At 65.0% G+C, this 19,637-nt stretch carries 15 protein-coding genes; 6 read left to right on the top strand and 9 right to left on the bottom strand.

The annotated features are described in order from the left end of the window. Window positions 1-61: 61 nt before the first annotated feature. The 4 genes from ABE463_RS11085 to ABE463_RS11070 all read right to left on the bottom strand — a co-directional run bounded on the left by ABE463_RS11085 (window position 62) and on the right by ABE463_RS11070 (window position 9,642). Window positions 62-2,074: a M13 family metallopeptidase gene (locus ABE463_RS11085; protein WP_346468204.1), complete on the bottom strand. Its 2,013-nt coding sequence runs from the start codon at window positions 2,072-2,074 to the stop codon at window positions 62-64. A gap of 144 nt (window positions 2,075-2,218) precedes the next feature. Then, the gene (locus tag ABE463_RS11080) at window positions 2,219-4,327 is read right to left on the bottom strand and encodes a M13-type metalloendopeptidase (protein WP_346468203.1); all 2,109 of its coding nucleotides are present in this window, start codon (window positions 4,325-4,327) and stop codon (window positions 2,219-2,221) included. A gap of 228 nt (window positions 4,328-4,555) precedes the next feature. Further along, window positions 4,556-7,423 (bottom strand): TonB-dependent receptor, encoded by a 2,868-nt coding sequence (locus ABE463_RS11075; protein WP_346468202.1) that lies wholly within the window; start codon window positions 7,421-7,423, stop codon window positions 4,556-4,558. Window positions 7,424-7,611: 188 nt separating this feature from the next. Beyond that, on the bottom strand, window positions 7,612-9,642 hold the full coding sequence (locus tag ABE463_RS11070; protein ID WP_346468201.1) for a prolyl oligopeptidase family serine peptidase: 2,031 nt from the start codon (window positions 9,640-9,642) through the stop codon (window positions 7,612-7,614). Between the two features lie 170 nt (window positions 9,643-9,812). Here ABE463_RS11070 and apbC point away from each other — a divergent pair, with 170 nt between their 5' ends. Beyond that, window positions 9,813-10,670, top strand: a complete 858-nt coding sequence (gene apbC / locus ABE463_RS11065) for an iron-sulfur cluster carrier protein ApbC (protein ID WP_346468200.1) — start codon at window positions 9,813-9,815, stop codon at window positions 10,668-10,670. Between the two features lie 100 nt (window positions 10,671-10,770). Continuing rightward, on the top strand, window positions 10,771-11,343 hold the full coding sequence (gene dcd, locus ABE463_RS11060; protein WP_088433273.1) for a dCTP deaminase: 573 nt from the start codon (window positions 10,771-10,773) through the stop codon (window positions 11,341-11,343). A 146-nt stretch (window positions 11,344-11,489) separates the two neighbouring features. Here the strand turns inward: dcd and ABE463_RS11055 are convergent, their stop codons facing one another. The 3 genes from ABE463_RS11055 to ABE463_RS11045 are packed head-to-tail and all read right to left on the bottom strand — an operon-like array spanning window position 11,490 to window position 12,769. Continuing rightward, window positions 11,490-11,657 carry a DUF5668 domain-containing protein gene (locus tag ABE463_RS11055; protein ID WP_019182647.1) on the bottom strand — a complete coding sequence of 56 codons (168 nt, stop codon included), beginning with the start codon at window positions 11,655-11,657 and terminating at the stop codon, window positions 11,490-11,492. Between the two features lie 15 nt (window positions 11,658-11,672). Beyond that, window positions 11,673-12,095 carry an HIT family protein gene (locus ABE463_RS11050; protein ID WP_346468199.1) on the bottom strand — a complete coding sequence of 141 codons (423 nt, stop codon included), beginning with the start codon at window positions 12,093-12,095 and terminating at the stop codon, window positions 11,673-11,675. Next, window positions 12,092-12,769, bottom strand: coding sequence for a dienelactone hydrolase family protein (locus tag ABE463_RS11045; protein WP_346468198.1), 678 nt, complete (start codon window positions 12,767-12,769; stop codon window positions 12,092-12,094). The genes ABE463_RS11050 and ABE463_RS11045 overlap by 4 nt, the downstream gene beginning before the upstream one ends. A 204-nt stretch (window positions 12,770-12,973) precedes the next feature. Between ABE463_RS11045 and rimO the strand changes: the two genes are divergently transcribed. Both rimO and ABE463_RS11035 read left to right on the top strand, forming a co-directional pair. Then, a complete protein-coding gene (rimO, locus tag ABE463_RS11040) occupies window positions 12,974-14,338 on the top strand; it encodes a 30S ribosomal protein S12 methylthiotransferase RimO (RefSeq protein WP_346468197.1) in 1,365 nt (454 codons plus the stop codon). A gap of 5 nt (window positions 14,339-14,343) precedes the next feature. Next, window positions 14,344-15,168 (top strand): DUF3025 domain-containing protein, encoded by an 825-nt coding sequence (locus tag ABE463_RS11035; RefSeq protein ID WP_346468196.1) that lies wholly within the window; start codon window positions 14,344-14,346, stop codon window positions 15,166-15,168. 74 nt (window positions 15,169-15,242) lie between these two features. Here the strand turns inward: ABE463_RS11035 and greB are convergent, their stop codons facing one another. Together greB and ABE463_RS11025 are read right to left on the bottom strand one after the other, a co-directional pair. Next, window positions 15,243-15,746 (bottom strand): transcription elongation factor GreB, encoded by a 504-nt coding sequence (gene greB / locus ABE463_RS11030; RefSeq protein WP_121038490.1) that lies wholly within the window; start codon window positions 15,744-15,746, stop codon window positions 15,243-15,245. A gap of 55 nt (window positions 15,747-15,801) precedes the next feature. Then, window positions 15,802-17,307 carry a helicase HerA-like domain-containing protein gene (locus tag ABE463_RS11025; protein ID WP_346468195.1) on the bottom strand — a complete coding sequence of 502 codons (1,506 nt, stop codon included), beginning with the start codon at window positions 17,305-17,307 and terminating at the stop codon, window positions 15,802-15,804. Window positions 17,308-17,428: 121 nt separating this feature from the next. Here ABE463_RS11025 and ABE463_RS11020 point away from each other — a divergent pair, with 121 nt between their 5' ends. Both ABE463_RS11020 and ABE463_RS11015 read left to right on the top strand, forming a co-directional pair. Further along, complete coding sequence (locus tag ABE463_RS11020; protein ID WP_346468194.1) at window positions 17,429-19,033, top strand: transglycosylase SLT domain-containing protein; 1,605 nt, start codon at window positions 17,429-17,431, stop codon at window positions 19,031-19,033. Window positions 19,034-19,147: 114 nt separating this feature from the next. Continuing rightward, a complete protein-coding gene (locus tag ABE463_RS11015) occupies window positions 19,148-19,489 on the top strand; it encodes a ribonuclease E inhibitor RraB (protein ID WP_121038480.1) in 342 nt (113 codons plus the stop codon). The last annotated feature ends 148 nt before the right edge of the window (window positions 19,490-19,637 follow it).

Here is a 19,637-nt window from a genome sequence, read left to right as displayed (position 1 = left end):
GAAAAGGCGCCCCGGAGGGCGCCTTTCTGGTCAAACGCTTCAGCTCAGTACAGGTCCAGACTCAGCGCCAGACCTTGATCTGATCGTTGTCCACGCGCTGCATCGGCTGGCCGGGCTTGCAGGTGAAGGTGGCACCGAAGGCCGGCAGGTTGGACAGCGGGCCGTTGGTGCGCCAGCGGCCCGGGGCCAGGATGTCCGAGGTCAGGCGCTGAGCGGCGACGTTCGGCGACAGCTGCTGCGGCCACAGGCTCGCCCAGCCACGGAAGAAGCCCTGCTGCGCGGCCGGCTTGGCGGCCGGTTCGACCGCCTTGTAAGCCTCCCACGCCAGTTCGAGGCCAGCCAGGTCGGCCAGGTTCTCTTCGCGGGTGAGTTCACCGTTGACCTTGGCACCCTTCACGCCCGGGTAGTCGTAGCCGCTGTACTGGGCGGCCACGCGGTTGCCGAACAGGGTCCAGGCGGTCTTGTCGGCCGGGGTCCACCAGCTGCGCAGTTCGCCCTTGGCGTCGACCAGCGCGCCCTTGGCATCGATCGCGCGGGTCAGTTCATGGGCGACCAGCGCACCGTAGCTGCCAAACAGCTCGGCGGTATCGCCCTTGGCGTTGAACACCGGGCTCTGCAGCACGGCGGCGGTGACGATCAGGCGGTTCTGCGCGATGTCATACGCCAGTGCCGGCTGCTGCGGCAGCACGTCCCAGCGGCGGTCGGCGTTGCCCTTGCCGATGCGCTTCATTTCTTCGCGGTGGCGCCAGGTGGAGGCGATCAGCATGTTGCCGCCGAAGCTGCCGCGGCCCATCGGCTGCACGGTGTAGTCCAGATCGCGCAACGGGGTGCCGATCTCGATCTTCAGCGCGGCCAGCTTGGCCTGTGCTTCGGTCTTGGCCTCATCACTCATCCAGGTGCTGCGCTTGACCGCATCGATCTGCACTTCGCGGATCTTGTCCACCACCAGCGCTGCCTTGCGACGGTCGTCGGCCGACAGGTGCTTGGCCGCATATTCGCGGCCGACCATCGGGCCGGCAGCGACGTTGATCGCATCCAGCACCTGCTCCCAGCGCGCCGGCGGCAGGGTCTGGCCACGGATCACCCGGCCGCGGAATTCGAATTCGGCATCGCGGTAGGCCTTGGACAGGTACGGGGCCATCGCATCACCCACGCGCCAGCGCAGGTAGACCTTCCACTGTTCCGGCTTGAGGCGGGTGACCATGCCATCGAGCTGCTTGAACAGTGCCGGATCGGACAGCGAGACCAGGTCGTCGTTGACGCCCTGCGCCTTCAGGAAGGCCTCCAGCTGCAGGTTGCGGTAACGGCTGTTGAGCTCCTTGGTGGAGATCGGCGCGTAGTTGTTGAACGGGTTGTTGATGCCCGCCAGCGACTGCGCATTGCGCGCCAGTTCGGTTTCCAGGGCGATCACCGACTGCGACTCGGCATCGAGCTTGTCGGCCGGAGTGCCGGTCAGTGCCAGCACCTGCTTGACGTAGTTGCGGTAGCGACCCATCAGCGCGACGGTGTCGGCATCGGTCCGGGTATAGAACGCCGGGTCCGGCAGGCCCATGCCGCCCTGCATGAAGTAGCCGATGTGGCGGTCCAGCGCCTTCAGGTCCACGTCCGGGGCGAAGTTGAAGGCCACCGGGATGCCGACCTGGTGCAGCGCGGCGATCGACGCCGGCACATCCTTGGCCTTCTTGATCGCATTGATGCGGGTCAGCAGGGGGGCGATCGGGTTGGACCCGTCGGCTTCCACCGCGGCCTCGTCCAGGCCACTGGCCCAGAAGTCGCCCAGCAGCTTCTGCACGTTGCCCTGCGGCGCGGTCATCGCGCCATCCAGCAGCGCGCGCTGCTGCTGGCGGGTGCGGTCGGCCAGCTGGCCCAGCGCGGTGGTGGCGCCAGTCTGCGGCACCGGGTTGGCCTTCAACCAGGTGGCGTTGGTGGCTTCGTAGAAGTCGCTGCACTGGGCGCTGACCGCCGGCGCGCGGGCGGCGGCCTTCTTCTTCGGCGCGGCGTGCGCATCGGGAGCAGCGACCAGGGTGAGCAGGCTGATGCCCAGGGCGATGGCAAGCGGACGGAGGTTGGACATGTAAAGCGAATCCAGCGGAATTGGGATCGCGCGAGTGTACCAAGCAAAGCGAAACGAGCGTGATGGGCAGCATGCGCCCCAAAAGCAAAGGCCCGGGAGATCCCGGGCCTTTGCATGCATCACCTCACGCGTGGGCGCGATGGCTTACCAGATCACGACCTGCTGGTCGCCGGCGCGCACCATCGGCGAACCGGCTTTGCACTGGAACGCAGCGGCAAAGGTCGGCAGGTTCGACGGGGCACCCATCGCACGGAACTGCGCCGGGGCATGCGGGTCGGTCGCCAGACGGACCTTCATGTTCTCCGGGGTGTACTTGGTGCGCCACACGGTGGCCCAGTTGAAGAAGAAGCGCTGGTCGCGGGTAAAGCCGTCGACCTTCGGGTCTTCCTTGCCGGCCGAGGCCTTCTGCAGGGCGTCGTAGGCGGTGGCCAGGCCACCCAGGTCGGCGATGTTCTCGCCCAGGGTCAGCTTGCCGTTGACCGGCTGGCCGTCCACCTTGTAACCGTCGAACTGCTTGATCAGCTTGCCGGTCAGGCCGCTGAAGTTCTTGGTGTCCGCCTCGGTCCACCAGTTCTCGAAGTTGCCGGTCGGCCCGAAGCGGCTGCCCTGGTCGTCGTAACCGTGGGTCATTTCGTGGCCGATCACCGCACCGATGCCGCCGTAGTTCAGCGCATCATCGGCCTTGGGGTCGAAGAACGGCGGCTGCAGGATGGCGGCCGGGAACACGATCTCGTTCTGCAGCGGGTTGTAGTAGGCATTGACCGTCTGCGGGGTCATGCCCCACTCGGTCTTGTCCACCGGCTGGCCGATCTTGGACAGCGCGAACTTGTAATTGAATTCGTTCGCCGCGCGCACGTTGCCCAGGTAGCTGTCGCGACCGGTGGTCAGGCCGCTCCAGTCACGCCACTTGTCCGGGTAGCCGATCTTCGGGGTGAAGGTTTCCCACTTGGCGATCGCCTTGGCCTTGGTCTCGTCGCTCATCCAGGTCAGGCCCTGGATGCGCTCCTTGAGCGAGGCGGCCAGGTTCTTGACCAGTTCTTCCATCTTGGCCTTGGCTTCCGGCGAGAAAGCGACCTTGACGTACAGCTGGCCGAACGCATCGCCGGCATCGTTTTCGATGGTGCCCAGCACGCGCTTCCAACGCGGCTTCTGCTCCTTCTGACCGTTCAGGGTCTTGCCGTAGAAGTTGTAGTTCTCGTTGACGAAGGCATCGGCCAGGTACGGCGAGGCGCCGTCCACGGTGTGGAAGCGCAGGTAGGCACGCCACACCGACGGATCGGTGTCGCCCAGTGCCTTGCTCACTTCCTGGTGGAAGCTCGGCATGGCCAGTGAGAACTTCTCCGGGGCGGCGATGCCCTGGGCCTTGAAGAATTCGGTCCAGCTGAAGTTCGGGGTCAGCTTGTCCGCATCGGCCACGGTGACCGGGTTGTAGAACAGCGAGACATCGCGCGAGAGCTCGACGCTGGACTTGGAGGCCTTGGCCAGGCGGGTTTCGAACTTGACCACATCGGCGGCCTGCTTTTCAGCATCGGCCGTGGCCACGCCTGCCAGTTCCAGCACCTTGGCCACGTGGGCCTGGTAGGCCTTGAGCTTGTCGGCGTTCTTGGCGTCGGTGTAGTAGGTGGTGTCGGGCAGGCCGAGGCCGCCCTGGCTGGCGTAGGCCAGGTTCATGCTGGAATTCTTGAAGTCCGCTTCCGGACCGAAGCCGAACAGCACGTTCTCGCCCTTGGCCGCGCTGGTGCGCAGGTAGTTGGCGATCGCGTCCTTGTCCTGCAGGCCGTCGATGGCGGTCAGCTCGGCCTTGATCGGCTCGATGCCCTGGGCATTGATCTTGGCCTCGTCCATGCCGGTGGCCCAGAAGTCGCCGACGATCTTTTCGATGCCGACCGGGTTCTTGACCGCCGCGACCTGCTCGGCGAGCTGGTGCTGCACGGCGACCGAGCGCTCGTCCAGGATGGTGAAGGCGCCCCAGCTGGTGCGGTCGGCCGGGATTTCATTGGCGGCCAGCCACTTGCTGTTGACGTAGTCACCGAACGCACCGCAGGCGTCCATGCTGGTGTCCAGATCGGACGGGTGGAAGGCGTTGTAGGCCGGCAGTTTGCTCTCGTCGAGCTTGTACTCGGTGGCGGCCGGTGCCGCCGGCGCGGCGGTGGAGGCTGCGCTGTCCGTGGCCGGGGTTTCGTTCTTGCCGCAGCCGACCAGCGCGGCCGAAACGGCCAGGGTCAGCAGTACCAGTTTGGGTGTACGAGTCACTTTGTTTGGCCTCCAGGCCGCGTCATAGCTGAGAAAGGCCCCGCAGGGGCCGTAGGGCGGACGATACGCCTCCAACCCTGCCCGCAAGGGTGTCGAAGGTCATGTTGGGACGCAAGTGGACCGATGGACAGGGTCGGCAAAGCGGCGACGTACTCCGCTTGACTTGCGCCCATGAAAAAAGGAGGCGACCGGGGGTCGCCTCCTTCAGGTGTCACACTGCGATGCCTATCAGAACTTGTACTTCAGACGCACGTACGGGGTGCGGCCGTAAAGATCGTACTGAGTGGCGAAGGCAGCCGTGTTGCCGTAGCGCGTACCGGCGCCGGTGGAAATCAGCGCGGGCTTGGTGTTGAACACGTTGGACACGCCCACCAGGATTTCCCAGTCCGACTGCTCGTAGCTCACCGAGGCGGTGTGGTACAGGCGAGCATCGGCAGTCAGGTCGCGGTAGGAATTCGGACGACCTTGGTAGGTGAACACATTGTTCAGATCCTTGTTCTCGGTCGAACCGATGTACTGGGTCAGCCAGTTGTAGCTCCAGTCACCGCGGGTCAGGGTCAGGCCCAGATTGGCCACGATGTCCGGTCGGCCGATGTAGCCCAGCTGATCCGAATCTGCCAGGCCACTGGCCTCGGCCGTGTCGAAGATCTGTGCCACGTCCTCGATGGTGTAGGTGACCTGGGTGTCGATTGCTACCGTACCGAAGCCGAACTCGCGCTCCCAGTTAGCCGTCAGGTCCCAGCCACGCGTGCGCTGCTGGTTGATGTTGAGGTACTGGGCGTAGATTTCGCGGATCGAGTTGGCATCCGGACCGGTGGTCGGGTTGCGCACCAGCAGTTCGCAGTAGCGGTTCGGGTAGCTGGCGGAGGCGTAGCAACCATCCACGATATCGGCCGATCCCAGCGCGGTGATCTGACCATTGACCTTGTAGTCGAAATAGTCGATCGCAATGCTCAGGTCGGTGAACGACGGCGTGAACACAATACCCGCACTCTTGGCCCGCGAGGTCTCCGGCGAGAGGTTGCCCGCGCCGCCGCTGGTGAACACCGTGGCGCTGGAGCCTGCACCGGTGTAATCCGACGGAATGCCTGCCGCGCCGCAGTTGGTCTGCAGGTTGGTGTTGCTGCTTTCGCCCCAGCGGATGCATGGATCGATCGACGTCTGAGCCTGGAAGCCGGTCTGGTTGCCCAGATACAGCTCATAAAGGCCCGGTGCGCGATACGACGTGCCCAAGGTCCCGCGCACACGGAGGGCGGAGTTGATCTGCCAGTTCAGGCCCAGCTTCCAGACGGAATCGCTGCCATCGACCGAGTCGTATTCGAAGATACGGCCGGAGGCGTTGGCGCTCAGCGATTCGATGCCGGTGATGCCCTTCAGCAGCGGAATGTCGAACTCGACGAAGGCTTCCTTGACCTTGTCTTCGCCCTTGGTCTGGTCAGCGGTGGATGCGCCCCACAGATCCTTGTACTCAACGCCCGGCTGATCGTTGATCTTGTAGTTGCGGTACTCAAAGCCGATCGCCGTACCCACGGCACCTGCCGGCAGGTTGAACAGCTCGCCAGTGAACACTGCATTGATGCTGTACTGGTCGTAGGTGGTCTTGCCCGGGGCCCACACACCCAGAATGTCGACCAGCTCATCAACCTTGGCACCGCTCAGGTAGCCCGGGTCGAAGTAGTTGGCTGCCGGCGTTTCGCCCGCGCCTTCAGTGAGCAGGTCACCGGTGATCGAGTTCTTGATGCCCAGGGTGTTGTACTTGCCACTGGAACGGCTGTAGTTGCCGTTGACTTCCCAGCCCCACGTATCGGTGCCCTTGAACAGGCCGTCGAACTTGGTGGCGCCGTAGAAGTAGTCGACTTCCGTGTGCGACTGCGACTTGAACGGCAGGACCGGCTGGGCGTAGCCGTTGGTGGTGCCCGGCGCTTCCACGGTCGGGAAGAACTGGCGCCACTGGAAGTTGTCAGTGGTGCGATTGTTGTAGAGGAACTGGGTCTTCCAGTTGAACGAATCGAAGCCGAAATCGGTGGCCAGGTAAGCCGACTTGCGCTCCTGGCGGTTCATGATGTGGCTCTCGCCCCAACGCGAGAAGTTCAGCGGTTCCTGGTAGAACGCAACCGGGTTGCCACCGGCATAGGTCTGGTTGGCACGCGGGCGATAACCGGCGAACGGGCCGACCGTGCTGCCATCGGCAGAAGGCACGTAGCGGATCGGCGAATCGTATTCGTCGATGACGTTGTGCAGCATGTTGTTGCAGTTCGCCAGCGGGGTGCCGGCGTTGATCGAACGATCCTGGCGATCAATACGGTTGCCGTCGGCATCCTTGATCAGGTCTTCGCCGCACTTCAGGTAATCGCGGTCACCGCGGGTCAGCTCGTTGTGGCGGTACCATTCGACCGCAGCGACGACGCTGCCGGTTTCGAAGTTCCAGCCATTGGCCAGCGACGCGGCGAACACTTCACCGCCACCCTGGGTCGGGATGCGCGAGGTCACGGTCAGTTCCGGACGATCGAAATTCTTCTTGGTGATCAGGTTGACCACGCCGGCGACGGCGTCGGAACCGTAGATCGAGGACGAGCCGTCCTTCACGATCTCGGCGCGCTGCAGCACAGCGGTCGGGATCACGTTCAGATCGAAGGCGCCGACGGCGCCGCGGGTGCCGGCCGGACCAGGACGCTGGCCGTCGAGCAGCACCAGGGTACGGTTCGCGCCGAGGCCGCGCAGCGAGAACGTCTGTACGCCCGTTCCGCCGTCGACGACGAAGCCGCCGAACTGGTGGGTGATCTGCGTTTCCGCCGCGCCGATGGCCGAGCGCTGCAGGAATTCGCCAACGTTCACCTGGCCCTGAGCGGCATTCTTCTCAGTGTCGATGGTGAACACGGGGGAGGAGGTCTCGTAATCCGCACGGCGGATCAGAGAGCCGGTGACAGAAACTCTGTCCAGATCCCGGGTCGTCGGCTGAGAGGTGGCGGCCGTTGACGTAGGCGTGTTGCTCTGATTGCTCTCCTGCGCGAAAGCAGGGGTGGCGCTGAGGCAGGCCAGCACGGCGAGGGTCAGAGGGACACGGCTTGGCGAGAGGTGGCGATTGGCTTTGCGCATTGCGTTGACTTCCCAGTTGTTATGCTCCGGTTAACCGAGTCTATGTGCGGATTTAGTTAAATGCAACGTAAATGTTCTAACATTTTCATCACAGTGTCGTAATCACCAATTCAGCTTCACGGACAAAAAAAGCTCCGGCGAGGTGCCGCCGGAGCTCTTGATCTTTCGATGTTGCTGCCAGATGAAAGTTATAGGCCGCCCGGGCCACAGTCCTTGGCCAGGAAGTCGGACATCAGCGGCAACGTTTTCTCATAGTGGCTGGGATACCAGGGCATGCTGTGCGGCATGTCCGCGATCAGCTCGAACTTGGCAGGCACTTTGCCCTGTACCGCGTTATAGAAGCTGCGCGCGTGGAAGGACGGCGTGCGGACATCGCGGTCGCCTACGTACAGGAGCACGGGGATGGTGGCTTTCGCAGTGTTCTGCATGGGATCCATGCCCTTCACTGTCTGGCCTTGCAGGATCCGCTGCAGGCGGTTCTCGCTCCAGGAAACGCCCAGCCGCGCCAGGTCGGTCACCGGTGCACCGGCGATCGCACATTGGTACGGCGAGGGGCTGCGCACGGTAGCCGCTGCTGCGGCGAATCCTCCGTATGAGTAGCCGAAGATCGCAATGCGCTCCTTCGCCGCGATGCCTTGCTCCACCATGTACGCTGCAGCGTCGTCGTTGTCGTCCTGCATCTTCTGGCCCCACTCGCGGTCACCGGCAATCCAGTGCTCACGGCCGAAACCGGTCGAGCCGCGGTATTGCGGACGGATCACCGCATAGCCGCGCGAAGTGAAATAGGGCACCCATCCCGAGCGGTCCCAGCCGGTGTAATCGCGCGCCCACGGCCCGCCGTGCGGATGCACCAGCGTGGGCAGCGCGGTGCTGCCTTCTTTCCAGCCGACCGGTAGGTCGATGATGGCAGGAATCTTGCGGCCATCACGTGCGGTGTAGGTCACCCAGCGCTGCTCGCCGATCTGCTTGCCATCGACCCACGGCCGTTCGCTGCCAAGCGTGGTCACGCTCTTATGGTCGCGTAGTACGTAATAGCTGACTGGCGACTGCGCACTTTCGGTGGTGAACAGCACGCGCGAGAGATCGTCGTTGTAGCCGGTGATGGTGACATCCAGGCCGGGGTACGCCTGCTTCAGTCCATCCTGCAGCGCTTTCATCTGTGGGTCGACGTAGATCGTTTCCCGCGTTGGGCCGTCCACATGGAAGCCAAGTACCTGGTTGAAGTTGCTTGGGCGAGTGCCCAGCACCAAGCCTCCGATCGGATAGGTGGGATGCGCGGCCAGCGGCTCCGGATCGAACTTGCGAGTGGAGGGGTCGTACAACCGCGCCTGTACCTGAGGGGAAAACCGGTCGGTCAGGATGTACAGCTTCCTCGACGCTTCGTCGATGCCGATGACATCCATGGTGTAACGATCGGTCAGCTTGGTGGTCAGTGGATCGTGCTTCTCGAACTGCCCTGAGGTTGGGTTCTTGATCAGGATCTGCTGCTCATACTCATTGGTGCCAGCCGGCTCGATCTGCACGCGGGTCAGTAATTCACCATCGCGTGGATTGAACAGGCCAGGCGAGGATCGTGCGCCGCCGCGGAACAGTAGCTCGGTCTTGCCGGTGCGCAGGTTGAACAGGTAATAGTTGGCCGACAGGGTGGTCTGGTTTACCTGGGAAATGACGACCTTGTCCGGGTCCAGGGGCAGTGCATGTACCAGCGAGGCGGAGCCGGCGATTTCCAGGCAGCGCTGGGTCTGCTCACTGATGCCCAGCTTGCGGGTGTTGTCGGCGAAGGCCTCGTCGAACTTGACCTGGCTGGCGTCGGTCAGATATGCCTTGGTCAGGAAGGTCTTGGTGGAGCCGATTGAGTTCCCCTCGCCGCAGCCGGCAAGCTGCGCGGTGAGTTCCTGCCGGCTCAGTACCAGATTCTTGCCAGCTTTCAGCGCACTGGCAGCAACGAATTTCATTCGGTCTCCGGAGGGAGTGATTGCCACCGGCCCGGCATCGAGCTTGTCCATATCCCAATTGGCTAGCGCGGTATCGCCGTTATTGCTGCCCGGAGCGGCGATGATGGCCACCAGTTGCTTGCCATCAGCGCTCATGGTGACCGACTGAATGGCCGGGATTTTTGAAAAATCACCGACCGGCAGCGGGGAAGCTGTCGCGACTGAGACAGAGAGGGCGAGCAGCGACACGGCGGCGCTGAAACGCAGCGTACGGTTGTTGCGCATGTAAGGCGTCCATTGCAATGATGTGGCGAAGATGAACGATGCGTGAGTGTGAGTCAACGTTCTTTGGGGGCAGGCCGGACGCCGTGGACCTGGGGAGTGTTGCAAACGGATGAACAGGCCCCGGCCCGCGTATCATCTCCCGGCCGTCCCTTTTTCACGGAGCACCCGCAGTGAGTACCAGCCAGACGCGTCGCCCCCACGCCAGCCAAGTGCAGAAGGGGTTGTCACCGCATCCGCGCGTCCGCAACGTGATCGCGGTGGGCTCGGGCAAAGGCGGCGTCGGCAAGTCCACCACGGCGGTCAACCTTGCGGTCGCGCTGGCCAAGCTCGGCGCACGCGTGGGTCTGTTGGACGCTGATATCTATGGCCCCAGCGTGCCGGCCATGCTCGGCCTGAGTGGCCGTCCGGAAAGCCCGGACAACAAGTCGATCGAGCCGATGCGTGCGTTCGGGGTGGAGACCATGTCGATCGGTTACCTGATCGAGGACGAGACGCCGATGATCTGGCGCGGTCCGATGGCGACCTCGGCGATGACGCAGTTCTTCAACGACACCCTGTGGGACGACCTGGACTACCTGCTGATCGATCTGCCGCCGGGCACCGGCGACATCCAGCTGACCCTGACCCAGAAGATTCCGCTGGCCGGTGCGGTGATCGTCACCACACCGCAGGACATCGCCACGCTGGATGCGAAGAAGGCGCTGAAGATGTTCGAGAAGGTGGAGGTGCCGGTGCTGGGCATCGTCGAGAACATGGCCGTGCACACCTGCAGCAACTGCGGCCAGGTCGAGCATCTGTTCGGCGAAGGCGGCGGCGAGCGCATGGCCGCGCAGTACGGCGTGCCGCTGCTGGGGTCGCTGCCGCTGGAAATCGGCATCCGCGAGCAGGGCGATGCCGGTACGCCGATCACCGCCGCCGCGCCGGAATCCCTGGCGGCCCAGGCCTATCTGCGCGCCGCGGAGCGCCTGATCGAGGAAGTGGCCAAGCGCCCGCGGGCCAGCATTCCGATCCTGTCCTCGCTGATCTGAGCCGGGGCGGTCGCCGCAGCGGCCCCGCCTACGCGTGCCGGGGCAGGGGGGCTGCGGCATAATGGCGGGCCCGAACCGGCGCAGCCCAGGACCCCCTTACATGAGCATCAAGAGTGACCGCTGGATCCGTCAGATGGCCGAGCAGCAGGGCATGATCGAGCCGTTCGAAGCCGGCCAGGTCAAGCAGGCCAACGGCCAGCGCATCGTCAGCTATGGCACCTCCAGCTACGGCTACGACGTGCGTTGCTCGCGCGAGTTCAAGGTGTTCACCAACATCAACTCCACCATCGTGGACCCCAAGCACTTCGATCCGGGCAGCTTCGTGGATATCGTCGGTGATGAGTGCATCATCCCGCCCAACAGCTTCGCGCTGGCGCGCACCGTGGAGTACTTCCGCATCCCGCGCGACACCCTGGTGGTGTGCCTGGGCAAGAGCACCTACGCGCGCTGCGGCATCATCGTCAACGTGACCCCGCTGGAGCCGGAGTGGGAAGGCCACGTCACCCTGGAATTCAGCAACACTACGCCGCTGCCGGCGCGTATCTACGCCAACGAAGGCGTGGCACAGATGCTGTTCTTCCAGGCCGACAAGGACGATATCTGCGAGACCTCGTACAAGGATCGCGGTGGCAAGTACCAGGGCCAGACCGGCGTCACCCTGCCGCGTACCTGATCCCACGTCCCGGTGGTGCCGGCAAACCTACCGGTAGTGCCAGCCCACCTACCAGTAGTGCCGGCCGCTGGCCGGCACCAGACAGCACACAAGAGAAAAGCGCGGATCGCTCCGCGCTTTTTTCGTTTCCATCTTCCCGGCAGGCGTTATTTGCCGCGGCCGAACAGCAACCCGATGCCAACGGCCACCAGCACGACCGGCCACCAGGTGAGGATCAGCTTCCCCATGTTCATGTTGGTCCAGCCCAGGTTGCTGGCCAGCAGGAACAGGCCGACGAGGATCAGGACGATGGCAGCGACAAGGTTGGAACGCATCAGGGGCAGGGTCCGCTAGGGCTGGGGCGAATATCCTAGCCGTTCCTTCCAGTGTGCGACACGCTCGGCCAACACCTCCGGATCAAAACGGTGCGCCTGCCCCTGGCCCCAGACGGGGCCCGGCCATGCCGGATCGCCGACATGGCGCCCGATCACATGGAAATGCAGCTGGCGCACGATGTTGCCCAGCGAGCCGATGTTGATCTTCTCGACCCCATCGGTGCCTTTGAGCGCCTTGCATGCCCGGTTCAATTCGGTGCGCAGCTTGTCCTGCTGGTCACCGTCCAGCTCGATCCACTCGGTCACGCCACTCAGGCGCGGGACCAGGATCAGCCAGGGATACCTTTCATCGTTCATCAATCGCACTTGCGATAACGGCCCTTCTGCGACCAGTACGCTGTCGGTGGCCAGGCGTGAATCCAGTTCGAACTCGCTCATCCAAGATGCTCCGCAAAGAAGTCCAGGGTGCGTTCCAGCGCCAGGTGGGCGCTGTCTGGATCATACGCATGTCCGACGCTGCGGTTGAAGGCGTGATCGGCCGGGTAGACGAAGGTGGCCATCTGCGGGAGCTTCTCGCGGTGGGCCTTGATCGCCTCCGGCGGGATGCTCTTGTCCTGCGCGCCGAAGTGGAACATAACCGGCGCTTTGGGCGTCTCGTCCAGGTATTTCACGTTGCGGGCGCCGTAGTAGCTTACCGAGGGCAGGCCCAGGCGCAGGGCAGAAAGCAGGGCGATGCTGCCGCCCCAGCAGTAGCCGACGGTGCCGACCTTGCCGGCCGGGGCCAATCTCGAGGCGGCGGCCCGCACGATCTCCAGCGCCTTTTCGACCCCGAGCTCGTCGACCATGGCCAGGCCGGCGGCCACGCCATCGCTGTCGTAAGGCAGTTCCGGCGGTTCGGTGCTGTCCGGGGTCGATTCGGCCAGATCGAAGAACGAGGGGGCCAGCACCGCATAGCCCTTGGCGGCGTAATCGTCGGCCACCGCGCGGATGTGCGCGTTGGCGCCGAAGATCTCCTGGATCACCACCAGACCCCCGCGCGGTTTGCCTTCCGGCGTCGCCTGCCAGGCGCGGACCGGTCCGTAATGCGTATCGAGTGTGATCCACTCACCCATGGTGCGAGACTCCCGTTGGTTCAGGCATTCATTATCGGCCCCGCGCGGGTTAGGGCGATGTCAGCGGGCATGCCGGGTCTGGCGGGATCAATCCGATCCGGTTCAGGGGCGCGGGCTGAACGCCGGTATACTTGCCGCCGTTTCCGGCCCCAGGTCCCCACGCCATTCCGGCATGGGCCCAGGCCCCCAGAGTCCTTGCGATCCATGTCCCAGCTGAACCCCAAAGTCGGCTTCGTCAGCCTTGGCTGCCCGAAGGCCCTTGTCGATTCCGAGCGCATCCTCACCCAGCTGCGGTCCGAGGGCTACGACATCGTTCCCTCCTACGATTCGGCCGACGTGGTGGTGGTCAACACCTGTGGCTTCATCGATTCGGCCGTGACCGAGTCGCTGGACGCGATCGGCGAGGCGATGAACGCCAACGGCAAGGTGATCGTCACCGGCTGCCTGGGCAAGCGCCCGGAGCAGATCCGCGAGGCCTACCCGAACGTGTTGGCGGTCTCCGGCCCGCAGGACTATATGAGCGTGATGGAGGCCGTCCACGCTGCGCTGCCGCCCAAGCACGATCCCTTCGTGGATCTGGTGCCCGACTACGGCATCAAGCTGACCCCGCGCCACTACGCCTATCTGAAAATTTCCGAAGGCTGCAATCACAAGTGCAGCTTCTGCATCATTCCCTCGATGCGTGGCAAGCTGGTCTCGCGCCCGGTCGATGAGGTGCTGCGCGAAGCCGAGCGGCTGGTGCGTGGTGGCGTCAAGGAACTGCTGGTGGTCTCCCAGGACACCTCGGCCTATGGCGTGGATGTGAAGTACGCCGAGCGCATGTGGCGCGACAAGGCCTACCAGACCCGCTTGAAGGCGCTGTGCGAAGGCCTGTCCGAGCTGGATGCGTGGACCCGCATGCACTACGTGTACCCGTACCCTCACGTGGACGAGATCGTGCCGCTGATGGCCGAAAACCGGATCCTGCCGTACCTGGATATCCCGTTCCAGCACGCCAGCCCGCGCATCCTCAAGCTGATGAAGCGCCCGGGCGCGGTCGACAAGACCCTGGAGCGCGTGCAGCGCTGGCGCCAGCTCTGCCCGGACATCACCGTGCGCTCGACCTTCATCGTCGGCTTCCCGGGTGAGACCGATGCCGAGTTCGAGGAGCTGCTCAGCTTCCTGGTCGAAGCGCAGTTGGACCGCGTCGGCGCGTTCGCCTACTCGCCGGTCACCGGCGCGACCGCCAACGATCTGCCCGGTGCGGTGCCCGAAGAAGTGAAGCAGGAACGCCTGGCACGCTTCATGGAACGCCAGGCGGAGATCTCCGCCGCGCGCCTGGAAGCCAAGATCGGCACCGTGCAGCAGTGCCTGGTCGATGCCATCGAAGACGGTATCGCGGTGGCACGTTCGAAGGCCGATGCGCCGGAGATCGACGGCCTGGTGCATATCCAGAACGCCGATGACGCCAAGCTGCGTGTCGGTCAGTTCGTCGATGTCGAGATCACCGAGAGCGACGATCACGACCTGTTCGGTGACGCGATCATCGCGGCAGAAGCGCGCAAGCCGTTCGATCTGCAGGTGCTGTGATCGTAGTGGCGACGGCTGCCGATATCGGCGGTCGTCGCCGTTTCGTCGCACCGCCGCGCGAGGCGGTGGATGCGGCCTGCTTCGCGCAGCCGATCTACGCGGGGTTGGGCGGGTTCCAGGACCTGATGCTGGCGCCGAGCTGGCCCACCATTGCATCGCTCGATGCGCGCCTCGCGCTGCCGGACACGCATCTGGCGGAGCAGAACGAGATGCTGCTGGCCGACGGCCTGCACTATGAAACCCGCATTGCCGAGCGCGGCCAGATCGCCACGCGTGCGGACAACTGGCACGACCTGTTCAACGCCCTGATCTGGGTGCGATACCCCGACATCAAGCGCGCGCTCAACGGGCAGCAGTGCCGGCACATCGCGGCGATGGCGCCAGGGCAGCGCAACCGCGCGCAGGCGGCGTTGACCCAATTTGACGAGAGCGGCGTGATCGTGCGCGTGCGCGAACCGGCGCTGCTGCGCGCGTGGGATCAGCACGATTGGGGTGCGCTGTTTGTGAACGGGGCAGGGCAGTGGCGACGTGGCGACATCGCCGTCGCGGCGGTGATCGGGCATGCGTTGCTGGAGCAGGCCTTGGTGCCGGAGCGCCTGCTGGTCGGCAAGTGCGTGGCGGTGCAGGGCGATGACGATGCCACCGCGGTTGCGGCGGTCGCGCAGGCCATCGCGGACGGTGTGCTGCTCAATGATCCTCTGGAACTGCGGCCGTTGCCGCTGGCGGGGATACCCGGGTGGCGCGCGCGGCAGGAGGCGGCCTTCCATGCGCGGGCCGACTACTTCCGCCCGTTGCGCGAAGGCCGTGTGTATCCCGCAGCGCTGGGGTGATGCGGCGGCTGCTCTACCCCCGCTGGTTGCTGGCGTCACGTGTAGATCCACGCCATGCGTGGATGCACACCCTTTCAGCCCGGGTATGCCACCGACAGGATCGCGAACCCATGGCGGCCGCTGGGCAGCTCCACCTCGAACTCATCGTCCACCCGCTTCTTCAGCAGAGCGCGGGCCAACGGCGAATCGATGCTGATCCAGCCCGCACCGGCATCGGTCTCGTCCGGGCCGACGATGCGATATACGTGGATGTCGCCCGAGTCGACGTTCTCCAGCTCGATCGTCGCGCCGAAGAACACCGCGTTCGGATCGGTCGGCGCGGTATCGACAATGCGCAGTGCTTCCAGCCGTTTGGTCAGATAGCGCACGCGCCGGTCGATCTCGCCCAGCTGCTTCTTGCGGTAGGTGTACTCGGCATTCTCTGAGCGGTCGCCTTCCGCTGCGGCGGCCGCCAGTGCCTTCACCACTTCGGGGCGCTTGTGCCGCCACAGTTCGTCCAGCTCGGTCTTCAGCCGCTGGTGGCCCTGTGCGGTGATCAGGGCCGTGCTTTTTTCCGCGGGGGGACGCCAACGCGACATCAGGTCTGCTTGTGCTCGTCAAAAGGTGCCGCGCCACAGGGCGCGACACGAAGTATCAGCGCTTTCCGCCGAAAATACCGCCGAGCAGGCCGCGCACGATCTGGTTGCCCAGCTTGGTGCCGACGGTGCGCGTGGTCTGCTTGGCCATGGTTTCGATCATGCCCTGGCGGCGCTTGGTGCCGAAGATCGCATCCTTGATGCTCTGGCCGAAGCCACCTTCCTGCGCCTCATCCTGCTGGCGTGTCCGGGCTTTCGGTGCATCGGTCTGCTCGACGGTCTTCTGCGCACGCTGCGCCAACAGTTCGGCTGCCGATTCGCGGTTGATCGCGGTGTCGTAACGGGTGCCCACCGGGCTGCCGGCGCGCACCTGCGCACGTTCGGCCGCGGTGATGGCGGCCATCCGGCAGCGCGGCGGCGCGATCTGGGTCTGCTGCACGGGCGAGGGAATGCCCTTGTCCTGCAGCGTGGATACCAGCGCTTCGCCGGTACCCAGCTTGGCCAGCGTCGCAGCCACGTCGAGTTTGGGATTGGGCACGAAGGTTTCGGCCGCGACCTTCACCGCTTTCTGGTCGCGCGGGGTGAACGCACGCAGCGCGTGCTGCACGCGGTTGCCGAGCTGGCCGAGAATGTTGGCCGGCACGTCATCCGGGAACTGCGAGCAGAAGTACACGCCCACGCCCTTGGAGCGGATCAGCCGGACCACCTGCTCGATGCGCTGCGCCAGCGCCGGCGGTGCGTCGTCGAACAGCAGGTGCGCCTCATCGAAGATGAAGACCAGCTTCGGCTTCTCCAGATCGCCCACTTCCGGCAGCGTTTCGAACAGCTCCGAGAGCAGCCACAGCAGGAAGGTCGAATACAGCCGCGGCTTGAGCACCAGCTGGTCGGCGGCGAGGATGCCGATCACGCCGCGGCCATCGTGGTTGACGCGCATGAGGTCGGCCAGCTCCAGCGCAGGCTCGCCGAAGAACGCTTCGCCGCCGTCCTGTGACAAGCGCAGCAGCGAACGCTGGATCGCCGCCACCGTCTGCGCGCTGACCAGGCCGTATTCGGTGGAGATGTCCTTGCGCTCCTCGGCGACCAGGCCGAGCAGGGCGCGCAGATCATCCAGATCAAGCAGCAGCAGGCCGCGGTCGTCGGCGAGCTTGAACACGATGTCCAGCACACCGGCCTGGGTGTCGTTGAGTTCCAGGATGCGGGCCAGCAGGGTCGGGCCCATTTCACTGACCGTGGTGCGTACCGGGTGGCCGAGCTTGCCGTACAGATCCCAGAACACGGTCGGGCTGGCAGCGGGCGCGTAGTCGGTCACGCCGAGGTCGGTCGCGCGCTGCTGCAGGGCGTCGGTGCCGGCACCGGGCACGGCCAGGCCGGACACGTCACCCTTCACATCGGCCAGGAACACCGGTACGCCGATCCGCGAGAAGCCTTCGGCCAGCGTCATCAGGGTGACGGTCTTGCCGGTGCCGGTCGCGCCGGCCACCAGGCCGTGGCGGTTGCCCAGCCGCGGCAACAGGGTCACGGGGATGTCGTCGGTGATGCCTTTGCCGAGCAGAATCGGATCCATGGTCAACTCGCAGTGTGAATAGGCGGGATTCTAAACGTCGGCATGGGCTGGCCGGCAGACGGGTTGCCCCGATGCAAGCGGCGCGGCTACTCTGCCCCATCGTTCGCACACAGTGCCAAAAATGCCCGTTCCTGTCTTGCTTGTCCGTGGTTGGCCGCTGTTGGCCGTTGCCGCGATGCTGTCGATCGTCCCCGAGGCCCATGCCCAGCGCGTCTCCGCCCGCGACAAGGCCAAGGTGGAGGCGCTCGACCAGCGCATGACAGCCGCCGAGAAGCGCTACAACGCGGCGCTGGTGCTGGTGAACAATGCCGACCCCAAGGGCACCAACGAGGCCGACGCCGCGCTGGAGGACATGGAGGATGTGATCAGCGCCTGTGTGGCCCAGAAGGGCTGTCTGGTCAGCAATCTGCTGCCGACCTACAAGCGCCTGCTCAAGAGCAACGCCGACAGCCAGCAGGACAGCGAGGACGGCACGGCCATCGCCGACGGCACCCTGCTGGAGGCCGACCCGGACCATGTCGGCCCGCTGGCCGCCGATGTGCCCGAAGCCGCCCGTGCCGCCGCGCTGCTCAATGACAAGCGGCACGCCTTCGACACCATGGTCGAGTACAACCCGGCCGTGCAGGCCGGCATCCGCCGCTGGCTGACCGACATGCGTCCGGCGCTGCTCACCAGTTACGAGAATTACCAGAACCTGCGTGCGGTGATGTGGCCGGAGTGGGAAAAGCGCGGCCTGCCCGAGGCGCTGCTGTTCGGGATCATGGCCAAGGAATCCAACGGCCGCGTGCACGCCTCCTCGCGTGCCGGCGCCGCCGGGCTGATGCAGTTCATGCCCGCCACCGGGCGTCGCTTTGGTCTCGGCCCGGACGGCACCGGCTTTGATACGCGCTTCGATGCCCGCAGCGCGGCCGAGGCCAGCGCGACCTACCTCAACGAACGCATGCGTGAGCTCAACAACAGCGTCGAACTGTCGCTGGCCGGTTACAACGGCGGTGAAGGCCGCGCCATCCGCGTGTTCCGCCAGTACCCGGGGCAGGGCTTCTGGACCGACAGCGTCTACAACCAGTTCCCGGGCGAGACCAAGGACTACGTGCCGATGGTGATCGCCGCGGCGTGGATCTATCTGCATCCGCAGCAGTACGGCGTGGAGTTCCCGAAGATCAGCGCGCAGCCGGCCACCATCCGCCTGGCCAAATCGACCACGATCTACGAGCTGACCATCTGCCTGGGCAGCGCCGGTACCCGTGACGGCTACATGCGCGCGCTGCGCAACCTCAACCCGCGCTATGAGGCCGACGGCTGGATTCCGGCCGGCACCACCATCAACGCGACCACCCGCATCGCCGGCCTGTACAACCGGTTCTGCGTCAGCGGCCCGCGCGCCGATCTGGCCCGCACCCTCATCACCGCCGACCTCAATGCGGCGATCGTTCGCCCCACGGCGGTCAGCTACACCGGCAACGTGGCGGTGGGCAGTGTGGTCCCGGTCGCACAGGCGCAGGCCATGCCCGCAGTGACCCCGGTCGCGCCGGTAGCCGTGCCGGCCGCCAAGCCCAAGGCCAAGCCGGCGCGCAGCTACAAGGTCGGCAAAGGCGAGACGCTGGGCAGGATCGCGGCCAGGTTCCAGTGCGATGTGCCGACTCTGGCCCGGGCCAACGGCCTCAAGGCACCGGCCTATTCGCTCCGGCAGGGCCAGAGCATCAAGCTGCAGGGCTGCGACAAGTAAGCCATAACCGGGTAGGCTCGCCGGCATCACGCCTGCGGCCGCCCGGCCCAGCACATCCATCGCAGCGTCGGCCACGTGCCGGCGCTCACCGCAACACGCATACAGGACAGCAAGATGGATATCACCGCAATCAACGAGATGTTCGCCAACATCCGTGAAAACACCGATTGGGACCTCAACGGCCCGATGCTGTGGGGCTACTTCTTCGTCAACACTACCCCGGAGCCGCTGCACGGCCTGGGCGAGAAGCTTGTTGAACTGGGGTATACCCTGGTGGAAGTGTTCGAACCGGACCTTGAAGAAGGCGAAGACCCGTACCACGTGCTGCACGTAGAGCGCGCCGAGGTGCACACCGAAGCCTCGCTGGATGCCCGTAACCATGAGCTGCAGGCCCTGGCCGAAGCGAACGGCGTGGAAGACTACGACGGCATGGACGTCGGCCCGGTCGAGATCTGATCGGCGCGATCCGATCGAACCGGACACAACGAAAAACGCCCCGAAAAACCGGGGCGTTTTCATTGGTGCGGATCGCATGGTCTACCGGTAGTGGGGGGGGGGGGGGGGGGGCCCCGCCCGCCAGACATTAGAGAGACCCGCCCCCCAC

The sequence above is a fragment of the Stenotrophomonas sp. TWI819 genome (assembly GCF_039673075.1).
GTDB classification, from domain to species: Bacteria; Pseudomonadota; Gammaproteobacteria; order Xanthomonadales; family Xanthomonadaceae; genus Stenotrophomonas; species Stenotrophomonas rhizophila_B.
The sequence above is the reverse complement of the archived record's forward strand: the minus strand, read 5'-3'. Positions and strand labels throughout refer to the sequence as shown.